Raw genomic sequence first — 20289 nt, 5'->3', positions numbered from 1 at the left:
GGGCCTGTCGGCGGGATGTCGGTGCTTTGTCGGTGGCCCCTGCCATCGTCTGGGCCATGAAGCGAATCGACGACACTCCCCGGGCCGCGGACAGCGCGGTCACCGTGCGGGGGCTGGTCAAGCACTACGGCGAGACCAAGGCGCTGGACGGCGTCGACCTGGACGTGCGCGAGGGCACCGTGATGGGCGTGCTCGGTCCGAACGGCGCGGGCAAGACCACCCTCGTACGCATCCTGTCCACCCTCATCACCCCCGACTCCGGCCGGGCGCACGTCGCCGGGTACGACGTCGTGCGGCAACCGCGGCAGCTGCGCCGGGTCATCGGGCTGACCGGACAGTACGCCTCCGTGGACGAGAAGCTCCCGGGCTGGGAGAACCTCTACATGATCGGCCGGCTGCTCGACCTGTCCCGCCGGGACGCGCGCGCCCGCGCCGACGAGCTGCTGGAGCGGTTCTCGCTCACCGAGGCCGGCAAGCGGCCCGCGTCCACCTACTCCGGCGGCATGCGGCGCCGCCTCGACCTGGCCGCCTCCATGATCGGGCACCCGGCGGTGCTGTACCTGGACGAGCCCACCACCGGCCTGGACCCGCGCACCCGCAACGAGGTGTGGGAGGAGGTCAAGCGCATGGTCGGCGACGGCGTCACCGTGCTGCTCACCACCCAGTACATGGAGGAGGCCGAGCAGCTCGCCTCGGAGCTGACCGTCGTGGACCGCGGCAAGGTCATCGCGAACGGCGGCATCGAGGAGCTGAAGGCCAAGGTCGGCGGCCGCACCCTGCGGGTCCGCCCGGCCGACCCGCTCCAGCTGCGCCCGCTCGCCGCCTACCTGGACGAGCTGGGCATCACCGGGCTCGCCGACACCACCGTGGACGTCGAGCGCGGGTCCGTCCTGGTGCCGATCCTCAGCGACGAACAGCTGACGGCCGTGGTCGGCGCGGTCACCGCGCGCGGCATCACCGTCTCCGCCGTCACCACCGAACTGCCCAGTCTGGACGAGGTCTTCCTGTCCCTCACCGGCCACCGCGCCAGTGCCCCGCAGGATCCCGCGCCCGCCACCGACGACGCCCGCGAGGAGGTCGCCGCATGAGCGCCACCACGTACACCCCCGACACCACGTACACCCCGGACGCGCGGATCACCCCGCGCGCCCACCTCCGGCACACCGGCGCGCTGATCCGCCGCAACCTGCTGTGGATCCGGCAGGACCCGGAGTCGATGTTCGACGCCATCCTCTTCCCGATCGTCTTCACGCTGCTGTTCGTCTACGTATTCGGCGGCTCGATCGGGCAGTCCCTGGGCGGCGGTCAGCAGGCGTACGTGCAGTACGTCATCCCCGGCCTGATGGCCATGATGGGCATGAACATGGCCCAAGGGGTCGGGACCGGCTTCAACCAGGACTTCAACTCCGGTGTCATGGACCGCTTCCGGTCGCTGCCGATCGGGCGCGGCTCGGTGCTGTTCGCGAAGATCGCGGTGGAGTTGCTGCGGATGCTGTTCGCGACCGCTGTGCTGATGGTCGTCGCCGTCCTGGTCGGTTTCGACATCACCGACTGGGCGGGGCTCCTGGCCTCGGTGGGACTGTCCGCGGTGTTCGGCTCGGCCCTGATGTGGGTGTTCCTGACCCTCGGCGTGATCATGAAGAACGCGCAGTCCGTGCAGGCGATGGGGTTCCTGGTGCTGATGCCGCTGCAGTTCGGCTCGTCGATCTTCGCGCCGACCGACTCGATGCCGGGGTGGCTCCAGGCGTTCACGGACTACAACCCGCTGTCCTCGCTGGCCGACACCGCGCGCGGCCTGATGCTGGGCGGTCCCATCGCGCACGACCTCTGGGTGACGCTGGCCTGGTCCGCCGTGCTGACGGCGGTGATGGCGCCGGTCGCCATCCACAAGTTCCGTACCAAGTCCTGAGCACCACGCGGGCGCGGGGCGCGTCAGACGAGGGCGACGGCCTCCTCCACGGAGAGCCGGCCGCCCTCGGCGTACGCGCTCTCCCAGGCCTCGGTGCCGAGCACCTCGCGGACCCGGTCGGCGGCCCGCTCGCGCGCGTCCCGCTCCATGCCCGACGACACGTGGCCGGCCGGCAGCATGGCGTCGGCGGCGCCGAGGCACCGCGCGCCGTCCACGGCCCTGCGACCGCCGTCCAGGCGGGCCATCCCCATGGCGGCGATGGTCAGGTAGGCGGAGCGCATGTGCGGGGCGACGGCCGTGGAGAGCGGGTCCTCGGCGCGTACCAGGGCTTCGCGGATCTTGGTCAGGCACTCCTCGTGCCGGTCCAGCAGAGTGGCGAGCCAGGCCTCCGCGGCGAGGATGAAGGCGTCGAAGACCACGAAGTGGGCGATGGAGAACTCCTCGCGCAGCAGCCGCAACTGCTCGCCGGCCTCGGCGGTCCGCCCGGTCATGCCGAGCCACCCGGCGAGGTACATCCGGGCCGCGGGCATCGCGCCGTTGTGGCCCGCCCCGCGGGTGCGTTCGATGACGTCGCGCAGGATGCGCTCGCCCTCGTCGGACTCGCCCGCCTCGACCAGCACGCTGCCGAGGCGGGCGTCGAGGATGTCCACCTGGGCGTGGGCGCCGAGCCGCCGGGCGTGCCCGGCGGCGGAGCGGTAGTCGGCGGCGGCGAGCTCGTAGTCGCCGATGCGCTCCCGGGCCTCGGCGCGACCGGAGAGGGCCTCGGCCATCCCCCAGGCGTCGCCGAGACGGCGGTAGATCTCCAGCGACTCGTCGGCGTCGCGGAGTGCGTCACCCGCCCAGTCGCTGCGGTTGGCGAGCATGTTGGCGCGCATCTGCAGCGCGCCGGCCAACTCCCAGTCGTATCCCGGGGTCTCCCGGCAGGTGCGCACGGTGGCGTTGATGATCTCGTGCAGCCGTTCCATGTCACCGGTGAACATCACGGCGAAGAACCAGAGCAGGCCGGGGCTGGAACAGGTCTGCGGCATGCCCGGCTCGTACGTCTGCGTGATGACCCGCAGCTTGCGCTGGGCCGCCGGGTTCTGCCACGCGTCCAGTTCCGTGTCCATGCAGGCCAGGTGGGCCAGGTGCACACCGCGCCGGGCCTCAGCGAGGACCTCGCCGGTCATCGGGGGCGGGGCGGACGTGCACCGCTCCCACACCGGCTCGGCGGGCCGGGCCGGCTCGGCGAACGGGTCCGGGCCGAGCGCCATAACCTCGGCGAACCAGTTTCGGGCCTCCACCCGCAGGTCGCGCATCTGCCAGTACCAGACCAGCGACAGCGCCAGGCACAGCGCCTCCTGCTCGTCGCGTTCGGCGACGGCGTGCCGCAGGGCGGTGCGCAGGTTCTCGTACTCGCGCTCCAGCCGCTCGACGGCGGCGAGTTGCTCCGGCCCGCGCAGCAGAGGGTCGGTGGTGCGGGCGAGTTCGCGGTAGTACGTCAGGTGGGCACGGGCGGCGGCCGCCCGCCCGCCGGTCTCGTCGAGGCGCTCGCCGGCGTATTCGGCGACGGTCTCCAGGAGCCGGTAGCGCATGCCGTCGCCGGTGCTCCGGTCGGTCACGGGCGTGGCCACGACGAGGGACTTGTCGACGAGGGAGCCGAGTGCGTCCAGCGCGGCGGGCCCGCACACGGCCTCGGCTGCGGTGAGGTCGCAGCCGCCCGCGAACACCGACAGCCGTCCCAGTACCTCGCGCTCGTCCGGGTCGAGCAGGTCCCAGGACCAGTCGACGACCGCGCGCAGCGTCTGCTGGCGGGGCAGGACGGTGCGGCTGCCGGAGGTGAGCAGGCGGAAGCGGTCGTCGAGCCGGTCGGCGATCTGGCGCGGGGTGAGCATGCGCAGCCGGGCCGCGGCCAGTTCGATGGCCAGCGGCAGGCCGTCGAGGCGGCGGCAGATCTCGGCGCAGGCGGCGGCGGTCGCCTCGTCGGCGTCGACGCGGAAGCCGGGGCGGGCGGCGGCGCCCCGGTCCGCGAGCAGCCGCAGCGCGGCGGGCTCGGGCAGCGGCTCCACGGGGCGCAGCGACTCCCCGGGGACACCGAGGGGTTCGCGGCTGGTGGCGAGGACGGTCAGGTGGGGGCAGCGGGCGAGGAGTTCCTCGGTGAGGCGGGCGGCGGCGTCGACGACGTGCTCGCAGTTGTCGAGGACGATCAGCATGCGGCGCCGGCCGCAGTGCTCGACGAGGCGCTCGACGGCGGTGTCCTGCCCCTCGACGGCGGTGACGGCCCGCATCTCCTCGGCGCCGGCGCGGTAGAGCACGGTCTCGCGGGCGCCGACGGCGGTCAGCACGGCCTCCGGTACGGCGGCGGGGTCGTCGACGGGCGCCAGCTCGGCCAGCCACACCCCGTCGGGCGCCGTGTCCCCGGCCCGCTCGGCGACCTCCTGCGACAGCCGCGTCTTTCCGGCGCCGCCGGGCCCCAGGAGCGTGACCAGCCGCGCGGTCGCCAGGTCGGCGCGCAGTACGTCCACGTCGTGGTCCCGGCCGACGAAGGAGGTGAGCCGGGCCCGGAGATTGCCCCGGGGACGAGGCGCCTCCACACCGGTTCCGTCGAAGGACCCCGGGGGCGCCGCGGGCACCGGGCCGGGGGCGAGTGCGACTCCGGGGACGGTGCCGGGGCCGGTACCGGTACCGACGGCCGGGGCGGACACGGTGCCGGGGCCGGAGGACGGTGCGGATCCCGTGCCCGGGGCCGGGGCGAGGGCGTCTCCGGACCCGGTGCCGGGGGGAGGCACCGGACCGGAGGCCGACGGGACGGCGGGCGCCGCAGGGGTGCCGGGCACCGGGGCGGGACCAGGAGCGGACGTCGGGGCCGAGGAGGGGCCGGGCGCCGAACCGCGCCCCGGGGCCGCCCCGGAAACCGGAGCCGCACCGGGCGCCCAGCCCGAGCCGTGCCTCGGCCCCGGACCATGACCGGACGGCGAAGCCGACCCCGCAGCCGGGCACGGACCCGAAGCCTGACCCGCGCCGGGCTCCGATCCCCCGCCGGACGTCGAAGGCCAACCGTCCTCCAGACCCGGACCGGAACCGGACCCTTCACCCGCACCGGGCTCCTGACCCGCGCCGGACGTCGAAGGCCAACCGTCCTCCCGACCCGAACCCGAACCCGACCCCGCACCGGCCTCCCGACCCGCGCCGGACGTCGAAGGCCAACCGTCCTCCAGACCCGGACCGGACCCCGCACCCGCACCCGCACCCGGGCGCTGTCCCGAGTCAGGCTCCCGCCCCGCACCGGACCCGGGCGTCTCACCGGGGCCGTAACCGGATCCGGGCGCCGGACCCTCGCCGGGCACCGGAGCCGACCCGGCGCCCGGCCGCGCGCCGAACCTCGGGGACGGACCGGAGCCGGACCCGGACCGATACCCGGACCCGGACCCATACCCGGCCCCGGACCCGGACCCGGGTGCCGCCGTCGTGCCGGGGCCCGGCGTCGGAGCCGGGCCGGGGGTCGGGGGCGAGGCCGGGTGGAGCAGTTCCGCGTGCAGGGCCCGGAGGTCGGGGCCCGGGTCGGTGCCGAGGCGGGTGGCGAGGAGGCGGCGCACGCCGTCGTAGGCGGCGAGCGCCTCGGCGGTGCGGCCGGTGTCGCGCAGGGCGCGCAGCCGCAGCGCCTGGAGGGGCTCGTCCAGGGGGTGGGCGTCGCACAGGGCGGTCAGCTCGGGCAGGGAGTGCTCGGCCCGGCCCAGGCCCAGGGCGGCGGTGTGGCGGGCCCGCAGGGTGTCCAGGTGCCGGGTCTCCCAACGCGCCGCCTCCGCGGTGCGGTCGGGCAGGTCGGCGAGGACGGGGCCGCGCCACAGGGCGAGGGCGTCGTCCAGTACGACGGCAGCCTTGGCCGGGTCGCCGTCGGCGAGCGCGCGGGTGCCCTCACCGGCGAGCCGGTCGAAGCGGTGCAGGTCGACGTCGTCGGGGGCGGCGTCGAGGCGGTAGCCGCCGTCGGCCGAGGCGACCGAGTCCGAGCCCAGCGCCCGGCGCAGCCGCCCGACCAGCGCCTGCAGGGCCCCCGACGCGTCGGCGGGCGGGGCCCCGCCCCACACCTCCTCCACCAGCAGCCCCGTCGGGACGGCCCGGCCGGCCCGGAGGGCGAGCACGGTCAGCAGGGCACGCAGCCGCGCCCCGCCGAGCGGGACGGCCGTGCCGTCGGGACGGAGTGCCTGGGTGGTTCCGAGGATGCGATAGCGCACGGGCCCATTGTCCCCGCTGCCGTCGGAGCCGGTCACGGGGTTTCCGCCGCCCGGCGCGGCCGCCTCCGGGCAGCCCCCGCTCCCGACCCGCGCTCCCGCCCCGGAACGACCGCCGCCCGGGAGACGTTTCACCCCTGCGCCCGGTACGGTCGGGCAGTCCCGCAGCCCGCAGGTGCCCAGCCACACGTGTCCGACAGTCAGGGAGTGCCATGTCCACCGCCACCGCCCGTCCCAGCGACCGGCGGATCAGTCCCGTCTTCCTCGGGATCGTCGCCGTCGCCGCGGTCACGGGCTGGGCCGCCTGGACCGGGTTCGCCGAGCAGCCGGGTCTCGCCGTGTTCCTGTTCGTGACGGCCGCGTGGGTCGTGTCGCTGTGCCTGCACGAGTACGCGCACGCCCGCACCGCGCTGCACAGCGGCGACATCTCGGTCGGCTCGAAGGGCTACCTCACGCTGAACCCTCTCAAGTACACCCATGCTCTGCTCAGCATCGTCCTCCCCGTCCTGTTCGTGATCATGGGCGGGATCGGTCTGCCCGGCGGCGCCGTCTTCATCGAGCGCGGGCGGATCCGGGGACGCTGGCGGCACAGTCTGATCTCGGCGGCGGGCCCCCTGACGAACGTGCTGTTCGCCGTGGTGTGCACGGCGCCGTTCTGGCTGGACGCGCTGGACGGCGTGCCGCGCGACTTCCGGCTCGCGCTGGCCTTCCTCGCGCTGCTCCAGGTCACGGCCGCGATCCTGAACTTCCTGCCGGTGCCGGGCCTTGACGGCTACGGCGTGATCGAGCCCTGGCTGTCGTACAACGTGCGGCGGCAGGTGGAGCCGCTCGCGCCGGTCGGGCTGCTGATCGTGTTCGCGCTGCTGTGGATCCCGGCGCTCAACGGCGTGTTCTTCGACGCGGTCGACGCGCTCCTGCGGGGTCTCGGGATCGACGAGGCCGACACGTACTGCGGTTTCGAGCTGTACCGCTTCTGGCAGACCGACCCGCTGTGCACGCCGGGCGGGTGAGCGTCGCTCAGCCGAGGGGCGTCGCGGTGCGCCGGGCGTCCCGGCCGCGCTTGAGGTAGTACCAGCACATGTTGGACGACAGGCCCGACAGCAGCACCCACACGACGCCGATCACGACACTGCCCTGCACGAAGGAGACGACGGCGGCGGCCACGGCGAGCACGCAGACGACCAGGGCGTAGAGGGCGAGGCGGGGCATGGGAACGGCTCCTGTCGGGGGGACACTGGTACCGACCAGTGTCCCCCATCGCCTCATACGTCCGTGACCCGGAGCCCGGCGTGCGCCTTGTAGCGGCGGTTGACCGAGATCAGGTTGGCGACGAGCGACTCGACCTGGTGGGCGTTGCGCAGCCGCCCGGCGAAGACGCCGCGCATGCCGGCGATGCGCCCGGCGAGGGCCTGCACGATCTCCACGTCGGCGCGCTCCTCGCCGAGCACCATCACGTCGGTGTCGATCTCGTCGATCTCCGGGTCCTGGAGGAGGACCGCCGAGAGGTGGTGGAAGGCGGCGGCGACCCGGCTGTCCGGCAGCAGGGCGGCGGCCTGCTCGGCGGCGCTGCCCTCCTCGGGCTTGAGCGCGTAGGCGCCCTTCTTGTCGAAGCCGAGCGGGTTGACGCAGTCGACGACGAGCTTGCCGGACAGCTCCTCGCGCAGGGATTCGAGGGTCTTGCCGTGACCGTCCCACGGCACGGCGACGATCACGACGTCGCTGCGGCGGGCGGTCTCGGCGTTGTCGGCACCTTCGACGCCGTGCCCGATCTCCTCGGCGGCGGCCTGGGCGCGCTCGGCGGCGCGGGAGCCGACGATCACCTTCTGGCCGGCCTTGGCGAGGCGGTACGCGAGGCCCTTGCCCTGGGGCCCGGTGCCGCCGAGCACGCCGACGACCAGCCCGGAGACGTCGGGCAGGTCCCAGGGGTCCTTGGCCGGGGCCTTGGCGGCGGCCTTCTGTGCAGCACTGTCGGTAGAGGTCATGGGGCGACCCTACGTCCGCGGCGCCCGGCCCACGGGTACGGGTCCCGGTCGGCAAGAGGCGGTCCCCGGGCCGGGTGAATCGGGGGCGAACCCCGGACCGCGGGGACGCGGTTGCGGCAGGATGCGGCCGCATGGACGCCGTACGGGTCGCGCTGCTGCGGGAAGTGCTCGCCGGGACCGAGTGGCTGGGGGCCACCCGGAGGTTCGCGGGGGCGCTGCGCGGGTCGGTGGTGCCGCACGGGGGCGGCCTGCTGCTGGTGGGCACCCCCGCGTACGAGCCCTGGCACCTGGCGGCGCACCTGGTGGACGAGGCCGCCTGGTCGGGGACGCCGGAGCTGGCACCGACGCTGGTCCGGCACGATGCGCTCCCGTCGGACCCCGCGCATCTCGCGGTCGGTCTGGGGCGGCTGGCGGCGGCCAGGCGCGGCGAGACGCTGCTGGTGGTGACGCCCGACGAGCCCGGCGCGGGGCTCCTGGAGCGGGTGCACGACGCCCGCCGGGCCGGTGCGACGGTGCTGGCGCTGGGCACCGGCCGGGACCCGGGCGAGCGGGAGCTGACGGCGATGGCGCACGAGACGCTGACCGTCCCGGACGGCGCCGAACTGGACCTGGACACGGTGCAGCACCTGGTCAGCGCGTCGGCCGGGGAGAACGCGGTGCCGCCGCCCCGGGGCCGGCGCCGCTTGAGGGACCGCCTGTCGCGTCTGGCCGACCACCTGACGGCGCCCCCGCCGTCGGGCTGGTGACGGCCGCACGGCCCGGCCGGGGGCCGCCGGGAAAACCGGTTGCCCGCGCTCGTCCGGCCGCCGGACGATGACCCCTCGTGACCGACACCTCCCCCGCAGACGCCGCTCCCGCCGAGGCCTCGCCCACCGACGCGCCCACCGGCCTGCGCGCCCTGCTGCCCGACCTCTCCCCCTGGCGGGCCTCCCGCGACTTCCGGCGGCTGTGGGTCTCCGGTCTGATCACGAACTTCGGGAGCTTCCTGACCTTCGTCGCGCTGCCCGTGCAGATCAAGGAGCTGACGGGCTCGGCGACCGCGGTGGGCGCCGTCGGCGCCGTGGAACTGGTGCCGATGGTGGTGTTCGGGCTGTACGGCGGTGCGCTGGCCGACGCCTGGGACAAGCGGAAGCTGATCCTGTGGACGGAGGCCGGTCAGGGCGTGCTGTGCGCGGCGCTGCTGCTCAACGCGCTGCTGCCGAGCCCCGCCGTGTGGCCGCTGTACGTGATCGCCGCGTTCACCTCGGCGCTCGGCGCGGTCCAGCGGCCGGCCCTGGACTCGCTGACCCCGCGGATCGTGGCCCACGAGCACCTGCCGGCCGCCGCCTCGCTGAACGCGCTGCGCTGGCAGGTCGGCGCGATCGCCGGGCCGGCGCTGGCGGGCGTGGTGGTGGCGTACGCGGGGCTCGGCTGGGCGTACGCGGTGGACCTGGTGACCTTCGCCGTCTCGGTGGCGCTGGTGGTGGGCCTCGCCTCCTCGCCCGCCTCGCACGAGGCGGTCCGGCCGTCGTGGGCGGCGATCGCCGAGGGCGCCCGGTACGCGTGGAACCGCAAGGAGCTGCTGGGCACGTACGCCGTGGACATCGCGGCGATGCTGCTGGCCATGCCGCTGGCGGTGCTGCCGTTCCTGGCCGACGAGCTGGACGCCGAGTGGTCGCTGGGACTGATGTACGCGGCGATCCCGGCGGGGGCGCTGCTGGTGAGCGTGAGCAGCGGGTGGACGTCGCGGGTGCACCGGCACGGGCGGATGGTGGTGCTGGCGGCGGCCGGCTGGGGCCTGGCGATCGCCGCCGCGGGCTTCGCCGGGAACGTGTGGCTGGTACTGCTGTGCTTCGCCCTCGCCGGGGCGTGCGACATGGTCAGCGGTGTCTTCCGCGGTGCCATGTGGAACCAGACCATCCCGGACGAGCTGCGCGGCCGGCTCGCGGGGATCGAGCTGCTGTCGTACTCGGTGGGTCCGCAGCTCGGTCAGGTGCGGGCGGGCGGCACGGCCGCGCTGGCGGGGGTGCGGGCGTCGGTGTGGTCGGGCGGGCTGCTGTGCGCGGGCGCGGTGGGACTGCTCGCGCTGTGCCTGCCGACGATGATGACGTACGACGTGCGGACGAACGAGCACGCGGTGCGGCTGCGCGAGAAGCGCGCAGCCGCCACCGCGGGCGCCTGACCGGTCCGCCCGCTCAGTCGTTCCTGTCGCCGTCGGCGCTTCCCGCCGAGGAGGCGTCGTACCACCTGGGGTCGTTCTCCCACTCCAGGTTGCGTTCGCGGGCGGTCTGCATCGCCTGCTCGGCCTCGGTGCGGGAGGCGTACGGCCCGAAACGGTCCTTGCCCGGGCAGTCCGGGCCCTCCTCGACCTTCTGGTGCTCCAGGCAGTAGTACCACTCGCCCGGTTTGCCGACCGTGCGCTTCTTGAACAGGGCCATGGGCAGCTCCTCTCGCCACCGACATGTTCCCCCATGCGTGCTGGTTAGACTCGCTGCATGTCTGGCCAGTCGCTGCTCGTACCAGGGGAGCTGTCTCCCACCCGTTCCGTGCCCGGAAACATCCGCAGGCCCGAGTACGTCGGCAAACCCGCGCCGACCCCGTACACCGGTCCGGAGGTGCAGACGCCCGAGACGATCGAGGCGATGCGCGTGGCCGGGCGGATCGCGGCGCGGGCGATGGAGGAGGCCGCCAAGCACATCGCGCCCGGCGTGACGACGGACGAACTGGACCGGGTGGCGCACGCGTACATGTGCGACCACGGCGCCTACCCCTCGACGCTCGGCTACCGGGGCTACCCGAAGTCCCTGTGCAGCTCGGTCAACGAGGTGATCTGCCACGGCATCCCCGACTCCACGGTGCTGCGTGACGGCGACATCGTGAACCTCGACGTGACGGCGTACATCGGCGGGGTGCACGGCGACAACAACGCGACGTACCTGGTCGGTGACGTGGACGAGGAGAGCCGGCTGCTGGTCGAGCGGACCCGGGAGTCACTGGCCCGCGCGATCAAGGCGGTCAAGCCGGGCCGGCAGATCAACATCATCGGCCGGGTCATCGAGTCGTACGCGAAGCGGTTCGGGTACGGGGTGGTGCGGGACTTCACCGGTCACGGCATCAACTCGTCGTTCCACTCGGGGCTCATCGTCCCGCACTACGACAGCCCGCACGCGACGACGGTCATCCAGCCCGGGATGACCTTCACGATCGAGCCGATGCTGACGCTCGGGACGCACGAGTACGACATGTGGGACGACGGCTGGACGGTCGTGACGAAGGACCGCAAGCGGACGGCCCAGTTCGAGCACACGCTGGTGGTGACCGACTCGGGCGCGGAGATCCTTACCCTGCCCTGACCCCGCACGCCCCCGGACGGCCCGCTCTCCTCGGAGGGCGGGTCGTTTCGCGTCCGGGTGGGTACGCTTTTGCCGACAGCCCGTCGGCAACCTATTGACTTAGGTAAGCCTAACCACAGAAAATCGCGCCCATGGACTCCTTCTCGACCCTCATCCGCACGGCGTCCCACGAGCAGCACGTGGAGGCGGAGACCTCCACCTTCATGAGCGACCTGCTCGGGGGCCGGCTCGGCATGGACGCGTACGCGCGCTACACCGAGCAGCTGTGGTTCGTCTACGAGGCCCTGGAGGCCGCCGCCGGACGGCTGGCGGCGGACCCGGTGGCCGGACCGTTCGTCCGGCCGGAGCTGCTGCGGCTGGCTTCCCTGGAGCGGGACCTGGCGCACCTGCGCGGCGCCGGCTGGCGCGCGGGCCTGACCGCCCTGCCCGCGACCGAGGCGTACGCGGCCCGGGTGCGCGAGTGCGCCGAGGACTGGCCGGCGGGGTACGTCGCCCACCACTACACGCGCTACCTCGGCGACCTGTCGGGCGGGCAGATCATCCGCGACAAGGCCGAGCGGACGTGGGGCTTCGCCAGGAAGGGCGACGGGGTCCGGTTCTACGTCTTCGAGGAGATCACCAACCCGGCGGCCTTCAAGCGGGAGTACCGCGACCTGCTGGACGGCATCCGCGCGGACGACCTGGAGAAGCAGCGGGTCGTCGCCGAGTGCAAGCGCGCCTTCGCCCTGAACACGGCGGTCTTCCGGGCGCTGGGCGAGGAGTTCCCGCTCTCCGCGTGAGCGAGCCCCGGCTCTGCGCCGACGCGGACCGAGGCGCCCCGCGCACGCGCCGGTCCCCCTCGGCCGACGGGGCCGAGGGGGACCGGGAGAGCGAACGGCGGGACCGGCTCAGTTGTCGATGTCGTAGTCGTCGCTGCGGCAGTTGATGCCGCCGAAGTACAGGTCGCCGGTGCTGTCCGTGGTGATGGCGCCGAAGTACGGGCTGCAGGTGGCGTCCTCGTCACCGTGCATGGGGCCGTCGAAGGCGGTGGCCGCCGCGGCGCCGCCGGCGGTCATGGCGACGGTCAGCAGGACGGTGGCGAGGGCGGAGCGGATGCGCATGGAGTTCCTCTCGGGTCGGTGAGCGGTCAGGCCCAGAGGTCCCCCCTCGCCGTCGCGCGCACACGCTGTTCCACCCGTACGGAGGCGTGCCACGGGGTGAACTTCACCGCTCCAGGCGCACCCGGCCCCCGATCTCCACCCATCCACCGGGCTGAGGCGCCGTCAGAATCTGCGAACCGGCGCCCTGGGTGATGTTCAGCGCCCGGCCCAGCCGCCCGGTCAGCAGCAGCGCCGCCGCGCCGGTCGCCTCGTCCTCGTCGATGCCGTCGTCGCGACCGGGAAAGGCACGGGCCCGCACCCGCCCCGCCGCCTCGTCCTGCCACGCCCACGCGTACACCCACTCCGAGACTTCGTCCGGGGGGACTCCCACCCCGCTTCGCTCGCCCTTGGCGGGCACCTCGAGCGCCTCGACCTCGGCGACCGTGGCGTACTGGCGCAGGGTGCGCGGCGGGGCCCACTCGGGGCGGGCCTCGATCCAGGTGAACTCGCCGTCGAGGCGGGCGCCCACCACCCCGGCCGGCGTGACGAGTTCGGGCACGTCGAGCAGCCAGGCGGCGCCGACGCAGGGGTGTCCGGCGAAGGGCAGGCGCAGGGTGGGCGTGTAGATGTCGACGACGCCGCGCTCGGGGTCGTCGACGAACACCGTCTCGCTGAAGCCGAGTTCGGCGGCCAGCTCCTGCCGCCGCCCGGTCTCCGGCAGTACGGTCCCGTCCCGGACGACGCCCAGTTCGTTGCCGTATCCGCCGTTCGGCGCGCAGAAGACACGCAGTACGTCGTAGTCGGTCACCGGGGCATTCAAGCATCGCCGCGGCGGTCGCGGCGGGCGGGGGACAAGATCACCCTTGACGCAGCCTTGACCTTCCCATGAGCACCTCATTGAGCCACCGTGACCAGTCCGTGCTCATACACCGTCCATGAGATTCGGATCACCGTCCGGACAGGTTTTCCTTAGGAAGTCCTTAGGTATGTTAGGCCAGCCTCACCTTCCTCTGAGGCCCGTCACGCGCACTTTTCGGTCACCTCTTGGAGCCCCGCATGCGAGCCGCCAGACTTTCCGTCGTCACCGCCGTCGCGACCGCCGCGGCCCTGGCCGCCGTCACCGGGTGCACGGAGAAGAGCGACGCCGAGAACGGCGACCACGTCATCGCGGTGACGGCGACGGACGACACGTGCGAGGTGTCGAAGGCGGAGTTCCCGGCCGGGCACGTCGAACTCGCCGTCGAGAACAAGGGCTCCAAGGTCACCGAGGTCTACCTTCTCTTCCCCGACGACCGGGTGGTCACCGAGCGGGAGAACATCGGCCCCGGCACCAAGCAGCGGGTCACCGCAGAGGTGAAGGCCGGCGACTACCGGATCGCCTGCAAGCCCGGCATGAAGGGCAAGGGCATCCGCCAGGACGTCAGGGCCACCGGCGGCAAGGCCGCGGCGCGCGACCCGCGGCTCGACGAGGCCGTGGCCGCCTACCGCCAGTACGTGCAGCAGCAGGCCGACGAGACCCTCCCGAAGGCCGAGGCGTTCGCGAAGGCCGTCCGGGCCGGTGACCTGGAGGCGGCGAAGAAGGCGTACGCCCCCTCCCGCATCGGCTGGGAGCGCACCGAGCCGGTCGCGGAGTCCTTCGGTGACATCGACCCGCAGGTCGACGTCCGCGAGGACGGCCTGGAGGACGGCCAGGACCCGGCGACCGACTGGACCGGCTGGCACCGCCTGGAGAAGGCGCTCTGGCAGGACGGGAAGATCGGCGACCGGGAGAAGGAGCTGGCCGCCACCCTGGTCACCGACCTGAAGGACTGGCAGAACCGGGTCGGCAAGGCGGAGATCACCCCCACCTCCATGGCCAACGGCGCCAAGGAGCTCCTCGACGAGGTCGCCACCGGCAAGGTCACCGGTGAGGAGGAGCGCTACTCGCACACCGACCTGGTCGACTTCAAGGCCAACGTCGAGGGTGCGCAGAAGTCGTACGCGCTGCTGAAGCCGGTCGCCGAGGAGAACGACGCGGCGCTGACGACGGAGCTGGACGGCCAGTTCGCGGCGCTGGACAAGCTGCTCGACCAGTACCGGCCGAGCCCTTCCTCCTACGAGTTCACCTCCTACGACAAGGTCGGCAAGGCGGACCGCAAGGAGCTGTCCGACGCGGTCAACGCGCTGGCGGAGCCGCTGTCCAAGCTCGCCGCGGCCGTGGTCGCCCAGTAGGCGCGGGAAGACGACGATGACGGACACCGAGTCCTCCTCCCCCGCCCCCTCCCCCTCCCGGCGGGCGCTGATCGGCTGGGGCGGTGCGGGTCTCGCGCTCGGCGCGGCCGCGACGGCCGGCGGTGCGGTGGCGATGGACCGCACCGGCGACGACGCCGGCCCGGCCGGCGCGGGCTCCGCCGTCCCCTTCCACGGGCCGCACCAGGCGGGCATCGCCACCCCGGTGCAGGACCGGCTGCACTTCGCGGCGTTCGACGTGACGACCGAGGACCGCGCCGCGTTCGTCGCGCTGCTCAAGGAGTGGACGGCGGCGGCCCGCAGGATGACCGCCGGGCAGGCGGTGGGCGAGGGCGCCTACGGCGGGCTGGCCGAGGCTCCGCCCGACGACACCGGTGAGGCGCTGGGTCTGAGCCCGTCGCGGCTCACCCTCACCCTCGGCTTCGGCCCGTCGCTGTTCGAGAAGTTCGGTCTCGCCGGCCGGCGTCCCGGGGCCCTGGTCGACCTGCCGAAGTTCCCCGGCGACAACCTCGACACGTCCCGCAGCGGCGGTGACCTGTGCGTCCAGGCCTGTGCCGACGACCCCCAGGTCGCGGTGCACGCGATCCGCAACCTGGCCCGCATCGGCTTCGGCAAGGTCGTGGTGCGCTGGTCGCAGCTCGGCTTCGGCAAGACGTCGTCCACGACGCCCGACGAGCAGACCCCGCGCAACCTGCTCGGCTTCAAGGACGGCACGCGCAACATCGCGGGCACGGAGCGGGACCGGCTGGACAAGCACGTCTGGGCCGACGCGAAGGACGGGTCCGCGTGGATGGCGGGCGGCTCCTACCTCGTCGCCCGGCGCATCCGCATGCACATCGAGACCTGGGACCGCACGTCCCTCCAGGAGCAGGAGGACGTGTTCGGCCGGGACAAGGGCGAGGGCGCCCCGGTCGGCAAGGCGAAGGAACGCGACGAGCCGTTCCTGAAGGCGATGAAGCCCGACGCGCACGTGCGGCTCGCGCACCCCGACTCCAACGGCGGGGCGACGCTGCTGCGCCGCGGCTACTCCTTCACCGACGGCACGGACGGCCTGGGCCGCCTGGACGCCGGTCTGTTCTTCCTCGCCTACCAGCGCGACGTGCGCACCGGCTTCATCCCCGTCCAGCGCAATCTGGCGACGGACGCGCTCAACGAGTACATCCAGCACGTGGGTTCGGCGGTCTTCGCCGTGCCGCCCGGGGTCCGCGACGCGGACGACTGGTGGGGCAGCACGCTGTTCGGCAAGGAGGCGTAACCGTGTTCTCCAACTACCTGATCGGACTGCGCGAGGGCCTGGAGGCCTCGCTCGTCGTCTGCATCCTGATCGCCTACCTGGTCAAGACGGGCCGCCGGGACGCCCTGAAGCCCATCTGGGCGGGCATCGGCGTGGCGATCGCCATCGCGTTCGGCTTCGGCTGCGCGCTGGAGTTCGGCTCGCAGGAGCTGACGTTCAAGGCGCAGGAGGCGCTGGGCGGTTCGCTGTCGATCGTCGCCGTGGTCCTGGTGACGTGGATGGTCTTCTGGATGCGGCGCACCGCCCGGCACCTGAAGGCGGAGCTGCACGGCAGGCTGGACGCGGCCCTCGCGATGGGCACCGGCGCCCTGGTGGCCACGGCGTTCCTCGCGGTGGGCCGGGAGGGCCTGGAGACCGCGCTGTTCGTGTGGGCGTCGGTGCACGCGGCGAGCGACGGCACCCCGCGCCCGCTGATCGGCGTGGCCCTGGGCCTGGCGACCGCGGTGCTGCTGGGCTGGCTGTTCTACAAGGGCGCGCTGCGCATCAACCTGGCCAAGTTCTTCACCTGGACCGGCGGCATGCTGGTCGTCGTGGCGGCGGGCGTCCTGGCGTACGGCGTGCACGACCTGCAGGAGGCCGACCTGGTGCCGGGCCTGACGCACCTGGCCTTCGACATCAGCGGCACGGTCGACCCCTCCAGCTGGTACGGCACCCTGCTCAAGGGCGTGTTCAACTTCCAGCCCGATCCGACCGTCCTCCAGGTCACGGTGTGGCTGCTGTACCTGGTCCCGGCGCTCGCGCTCTTCCTCGCCCCGGTAGGGTTCGCCTCCGGGAAGGGGAAGGTGAAGGAACCTGATGAGCCAGGATCGCGGCCCTCGAAGGCCCCGCAGGCTTGAGAAGTGCGCGCTCATATCCGCCTCGGCGACCGCTTTGTCGTTGGCGGCGAGCGGATGCGTGGTGGTGCACGGTGAGCGCGAGGTGCTTCCCTCGGCCACCCGCGCGGAGGCCGCGAAGGCACTGGAGCAGTTCACCGTCGCGTACAACAAGGCCGACAAGGCGTACGACGCCTCCCTGGACGCCGACCGCACGACGGGTGCCCTCGCCGCGATCGACTCGGCGCGGCTGAAGGCGGGCGCCGCCAACCACCCGGACGGCAATCCGGCGCACACCCCGCTGGAGCTGACCGACGCCAGGTTCACCGTCCCGAAGAAGGCGGGCTGGCCGCGCTGGTTCGTCGCGGACGCCGAGGCCAACAAGGGCGGGAACGCGCGCTGGTTGCTGGTGTTCACCCGGAACGGCACGAAGGACCCCTGGGAGGCGGCGTACCTGACGCTGGTCGCCCCCGGGAAGGTGCCCGAGTTCAAGACGGACCGGGACGGCTGGGCGGAGGCCGTGCCCGCGAACTCGGCCGACGTGAGCGTCCCTCCGGCCTCTCTGAGCAAGGACTACACGACCTACCTCCAGGACGGCGGGAAGGTCTTCGCCGACGGCACGCACACCAGTGCCTGGCGCGCCGCGCGCGCGAAGCGGTCGGCCCGCCCCGGCCTGGCCACGCAGTACATCGACGAACCGCTGGCGAACGGCGACTACGCGCCGCTGGCGCTGCGCACGAAGGACGGCGGGGCGCTGGTGTTCTTCACCACCCGGCACTTCGAGAAGCAGACCGCCGCGCGGGGCGCGTCCGTGCCGACGCCGAACAAGGACGTGCTGGCGCTGACGGAGGGTGAGATCAAGCAGTCGCTGACGATGGAGTTCGTCTCCAACGAGGTGGCGCTCGATCCGGCGGACGGCCCGGTGACGGTGCTGGGCCGGGTCCAGGGCCTGACGTCGGCGAAGGGCGAGTAGCCCGTCAGCGGCGCAGGGGCCAGGCGGCGCCCGCGTGGTCGCTGTCCTCACCGGTGTGCCGGGAACAGGCGTCGGTGAGGGTCTCCAGGAGGGTCAGCGGGTCCGGCAGCGGATGCTCCGGGCCGCGCACCCAGTGCACGGTCCGGTCCTCGCCCGGCAGCCGGGCCGGCGGCACCAGTACGTAGGAACCGCGGCAGTGCCAGCGCAGCCCGGGATGCTCGTCCATGGTCTCGGGGTGGCAGTCCAGCTCGCAGGGCCACCACTCGTCCTCGTCCTCGGGGGTGCCCCGGGTGAGGGTGAACAGCAGCATGCGTCCGTCGTCGCTCTCGGCGACCGGACCGACCTCGACACCGGCGTCGAGCAGCCGCCGCAGCGCCTCGCGGCCGGCTTCCAGCGGCACGTCGAGCACGTCGTGCACCATGCCGGTGGCGGTGATGAAGTTGGCCTCGGGCTGGTGCCGGGCCCAGCGCTCGATCTGGCCGCGGTCGGTGGTGGACTGGGTCTGCCAGGCGAACGACACCGGGTGCCGGGCCGGGGTGGGACAGCCCACGCGGTCGCAGGAGCAACGGTAACCGGCGGGGTGCGCGGCGGGCGCCAGGGGCAGTCCCGCACCGGCGGCGGCGAGCAGCAGGTCCTCCCGGCCACCGTCCGAGGCGGCCTCCTTGGGGCGGCGTCCGCGCAGCCACGAGGAGAGTTTGCCCTGCAGACCGCTCCGACCGCCGAACTCCGCGCTCATCTATCCCCTTGCCCTCGCCGTCGTGCGCACCAGCATGCCCTATCGTCGCACCATTTGACGCTTCGGGGTCGCGAAGGGACAAACTTCCCTGGTCAGGCCTCTTCGGTCACCGTGGAGCGAGGCCGTGGAGCGCGTAGTCGACGAGGGTGTCGGTGTACGCGTGGTCGAACGGTCCCGTGTGCTGGAGCCAGCGCTGGGCGAGCGGGGAGACGAACAGCTCCAGGGCGATCCGCAGGTCGATGTCCTGCCGTACCTGCCCTGCCTCCTGGGCGGCCCGCAGCCGGTCGGCGTGCAGCTGGAGCGACGGCTCCAGGAGCCGTTCGACGAAGGCCCGGCCGAGCTGTTCGTTGACGACGCCCTCCGCGGCCAGGGCGCGGTAGGGGGCCTCGAACCCGGGATCGCGCAGTTCGTCGACGGTGGCCCGCAGGACGGTCTTGAGGTCGGCGGCGACGTCCCCGGTGTCCGGAATGGTGTACGCCTCCTCGCCGGCGGACTCCACGAGCCGCTCGCCCAGGTCGAGGAAGGCCTCCAGCAGGACGTCCGCCTTCGAGGACCACCAACGGTAGATCGTCTGCTTGCCGACTCCGGCGCGGGCGGCGATGCCCTCGATGGTGGTCCTGGGGTAGCCGATCTCCCCGACCAATGCGAGGGCGGCGTCGTAGATGGCCTGGCGGGAGCGCTGGCTGCGCCGGGCGGCGTCGGGGTGCGGTCGCTGGGCGGCGGGGGTGCGGGTGGACTTCTGTGTGGCCATGCTCCGAAGTTACCAGGTTGACAAGACGGACCGTCTCGCTGACAGTGGAGCAACGGTGCGAGACGAACCGTCTCGTGCCGCAGCGGTCACGAACACGAAGGAGAACCCCGATGACCCGAGGCGGAACCGGAAACATGCTGGGCGTCGGCGGCACGCGCCGGAACCTCGGACGTGACGCCCTGCGCGGCGGCGACCGGGCGGGGCGCGGCGGCGGCGGCCCGTCCCCGCAGGCCCAGAAGCGCGAACTGCTGCGCGCGCTGCGGCAGCGCCGGCAGGATCGCAGCACCTGAGCGAGCTGTCCCCGGCCGCTCAGTGGCGGGGCGCCCGCGCGCTCTCCAGGTAGTGCAGGACGGCCGCCACCCGCCGGTCGACCTGGTCGGCCGGGGACAGATCGAGCTTGGCGAAGATGCTGCGGATGTGCTTGTGGACGGCGCCGTCGGTGACCACGAGCCGTCCGGCGATGGCACTGTTGCCCAGGCCCTCGGCCATCAGGGCGAGCACCTCCCGCTCGCGCGGGCTCAGCCGCTCCAGCCGGGTGTCCTGGCGGCTGCGGGTGAAGAGCTGGGCGACGACCTCCGGGTCGATGGCGGTGCCGCCGCCCGCGACCCGGCCGAGCGCGTCCATGAACTCCTCGACCCGGCCGACGCGCTCCTTGAGCAGGTAGCCGAGGCCGCCCACACCGCCGGTCAGCAGGTCGGTGGCGAAGGACTGCTCCACGTAGGCGGAGAGCACGAGGACGGCCAGTCCGGGACGCCGCCGCCGTGCCTCGACGGCGGCGCGGACGCCTTCGTCGGTGTGGGTGGGCGGCATGCGCACGTCCAGGATGGCCACGTCGGGTTCGTGGGCGTCGATGGCCGCAAGCACCGACTCGGCGGTCTCCGCGGTGGCCACCACGTCCAGACCCTCGGCCCGCAGCAGCAGGGCGAGCCCTTCGCGCAGCAGCGGATCGTCCTCGGCGATCACGATCCGCAGGGCGCGGTGCAC

General features: G+C 73.3%; 21 protein-coding genes. 12 read left to right on the top strand and 9 right to left on the bottom strand.

The genetic code is table 11. The features are described from left to right. The first annotated feature begins 56 nt into the window (after window positions 1-56). Complete coding sequence (locus EV562_RS20545; protein ID WP_133888287.1) at window positions 57-1088, top strand: ATP-binding cassette domain-containing protein; 1032 nt, start codon at window positions 57-59, stop codon at window positions 1086-1088. After that, complete coding sequence (locus tag EV562_RS20540; RefSeq protein WP_133888286.1) at window positions 1085-1909, top strand: ABC transporter permease; 825 nt, start codon at window positions 1085-1087, stop codon at window positions 1907-1909. Before EV562_RS20545 ends, EV562_RS20540 begins: the two co-directional genes overlap by 4 nt. A gap of 23 nt (window positions 1910-1932) precedes the next feature. Here EV562_RS20540 and EV562_RS20535 read toward each other — a convergent pair whose 3' ends face one another. Continuing rightward, complete coding sequence (locus tag EV562_RS20535) at window positions 1933-6120, bottom strand: BTAD domain-containing putative transcriptional regulator (RefSeq protein ID WP_208298389.1); 4188 nt, start codon at window positions 6118-6120, stop codon at window positions 1933-1935. A 209-nt stretch (window positions 6121-6329) separates the two neighbouring features. Between EV562_RS20535 and EV562_RS20530 the strand changes: the two genes are divergently transcribed. Further along, window positions 6330-7127 carry a site-2 protease family protein gene (locus tag EV562_RS20530; protein ID WP_133888284.1) on the top strand — a complete coding sequence of 266 codons (798 nt, stop codon included), beginning with the start codon at window positions 6330-6332 and terminating at the stop codon, window positions 7125-7127. A gap of 7 nt (window positions 7128-7134) precedes the next feature. Here EV562_RS20530 and EV562_RS20525 read toward each other — a convergent pair whose 3' ends face one another. Both EV562_RS20525 and npdG read right to left on the bottom strand, forming a co-directional pair. Further along, complete coding sequence (locus EV562_RS20525) at window positions 7135-7326, bottom strand: hypothetical protein (protein ID WP_166661913.1); 192 nt, start codon at window positions 7324-7326, stop codon at window positions 7135-7137. Between the two features lie 53 nt (window positions 7327-7379). Further along, a complete protein-coding gene (npdG, locus tag EV562_RS20520; protein WP_133888282.1) occupies window positions 7380-8099 on the bottom strand; it encodes an NADPH-dependent F420 reductase in 720 nt (239 codons plus the stop codon). 131 nt (window positions 8100-8230) lie between these two features. Between npdG and EV562_RS20515 the strand changes: the two genes are divergently transcribed. Both EV562_RS20515 and EV562_RS20510 read left to right on the top strand, forming a co-directional pair. Then, complete coding sequence (locus EV562_RS20515) at window positions 8231-8845, top strand: hypothetical protein (RefSeq protein WP_133888281.1); 615 nt, start codon at window positions 8231-8233, stop codon at window positions 8843-8845. Window positions 8846-8988: 143 nt separating this feature from the next. After that, a complete protein-coding gene (locus EV562_RS20510) occupies window positions 8989-10260 on the top strand; it encodes an MFS transporter (protein WP_133888548.1) in 1272 nt (423 codons plus the stop codon). Between the two features lie 13 nt (window positions 10261-10273). On the opposite strand, the gene EV562_RS20505 is transcribed toward EV562_RS20510, so the two are convergent. Beyond that, the gene (locus EV562_RS20505; RefSeq protein ID WP_166661912.1) at window positions 10274-10516 is read right to left on the bottom strand and encodes a hypothetical protein; all 243 of its coding nucleotides are present in this window, start codon (window positions 10514-10516) and stop codon (window positions 10274-10276) included. A 57-nt stretch (window positions 10517-10573) separates the two neighbouring features. Here EV562_RS20505 and map point away from each other — a divergent pair, with 57 nt between their 5' ends. Together map and EV562_RS20495 are read left to right on the top strand one after the other, a co-directional pair. Beyond that, entirely contained in the window at window positions 10574-11431 is an 858-nt protein-coding gene (map, locus tag EV562_RS20500) for a type I methionyl aminopeptidase (RefSeq protein ID WP_133888280.1), read from the top strand. Window positions 11432-11562: 131 nt separating this feature from the next. Continuing rightward, complete coding sequence (locus tag EV562_RS20495; protein WP_133888279.1) at window positions 11563-12210, top strand: biliverdin-producing heme oxygenase; 648 nt, start codon at window positions 11563-11565, stop codon at window positions 12208-12210. A 108-nt stretch (window positions 12211-12318) separates the two neighbouring features. On the opposite strand, the gene EV562_RS20490 is transcribed toward EV562_RS20495, so the two are convergent. Then, complete coding sequence (locus EV562_RS20490) at window positions 12319-12531, bottom strand: hypothetical protein (protein ID WP_133888278.1); 213 nt, start codon at window positions 12529-12531, stop codon at window positions 12319-12321. A 103-nt stretch (window positions 12532-12634) separates the two neighbouring features. Then, window positions 12635-13318, bottom strand: coding sequence for a PhzF family phenazine biosynthesis protein (locus EV562_RS20485; protein ID WP_133888277.1), 684 nt, complete (start codon window positions 13316-13318; stop codon window positions 12635-12637). A gap of 248 nt (window positions 13319-13566) precedes the next feature. Between EV562_RS20485 and efeO the strand changes: the two genes are divergently transcribed. From efeO to EV562_RS20465, 4 genes are read left to right on the top strand one after another with little or no spacing between them, the layout of a single operon-like run. Continuing rightward, window positions 13567-14721: an iron uptake system protein EfeO gene (efeO, locus tag EV562_RS20480; protein ID WP_133888276.1), complete on the top strand. Its 1155-nt coding sequence runs from the start codon at window positions 13567-13569 to the stop codon at window positions 14719-14721. A gap of 16 nt (window positions 14722-14737) precedes the next feature. After that, entirely contained in the window at window positions 14738-15994 is a 1257-nt protein-coding gene (efeB, locus tag EV562_RS20475; protein WP_133888275.1) for an iron uptake transporter deferrochelatase/peroxidase subunit, read from the top strand. Between the two features lie 2 nt (window positions 15995-15996). Continuing rightward, on the top strand, window positions 15997-16869 hold the full coding sequence (gene efeU / locus EV562_RS20470; RefSeq protein ID WP_133888274.1) for an iron uptake transporter permease EfeU: 873 nt from the start codon (window positions 15997-15999) through the stop codon (window positions 16867-16869). Next, window positions 16829-17818, top strand: coding sequence for a hypothetical protein (locus EV562_RS20465; protein ID WP_166661911.1), 990 nt, complete (start codon window positions 16829-16831; stop codon window positions 17816-17818). Before efeU ends, EV562_RS20465 begins: the two co-directional genes overlap by 41 nt. A gap of 4 nt (window positions 17819-17822) precedes the next feature. On the opposite strand, the gene EV562_RS20460 is transcribed toward EV562_RS20465, so the two are convergent. Both EV562_RS20460 and EV562_RS20455 read right to left on the bottom strand, forming a co-directional pair. Next, window positions 17823-18554, bottom strand: coding sequence for a bifunctional DNA primase/polymerase (locus EV562_RS20460; RefSeq protein ID WP_133888273.1), 732 nt, complete (start codon window positions 18552-18554; stop codon window positions 17823-17825). A 106-nt stretch (window positions 18555-18660) separates the two neighbouring features. Continuing rightward, the gene (locus EV562_RS20455) at window positions 18661-19305 is read right to left on the bottom strand and encodes a TetR/AcrR family transcriptional regulator (protein WP_133888272.1); all 645 of its coding nucleotides are present in this window, start codon (window positions 19303-19305) and stop codon (window positions 18661-18663) included. Window positions 19306-19415: 110 nt separating this feature from the next. On the opposite strand from EV562_RS20455, the gene EV562_RS20450 reads away from it, so the two are divergent. After that, window positions 19416-19595 carry a DUF6243 family protein gene (locus tag EV562_RS20450; RefSeq protein ID WP_133888271.1) on the top strand — a complete coding sequence of 60 codons (180 nt, stop codon included), beginning with the start codon at window positions 19416-19418 and terminating at the stop codon, window positions 19593-19595. Window positions 19596-19614: 19 nt separating this feature from the next. Here EV562_RS20450 and EV562_RS20445 read toward each other — a convergent pair whose 3' ends face one another. Continuing rightward, the gene (locus EV562_RS20445; protein ID WP_166661933.1) at window positions 19615-20277 is read right to left on the bottom strand and encodes a response regulator transcription factor; all 663 of its coding nucleotides are present in this window, start codon (window positions 20275-20277) and stop codon (window positions 19615-19617) included. Window positions 20278-20289 lie beyond the last annotated feature (12 nt).

This window comes from Streptomyces sp. BK208 (genome assembly GCF_004364245.1).
Classification (GTDB): Bacteria; Actinomycetota; Actinomycetes; order Streptomycetales; family Streptomycetaceae; genus Streptomyces.
This window is presented reverse-complemented; position numbering and strand designations above follow the sequence as displayed.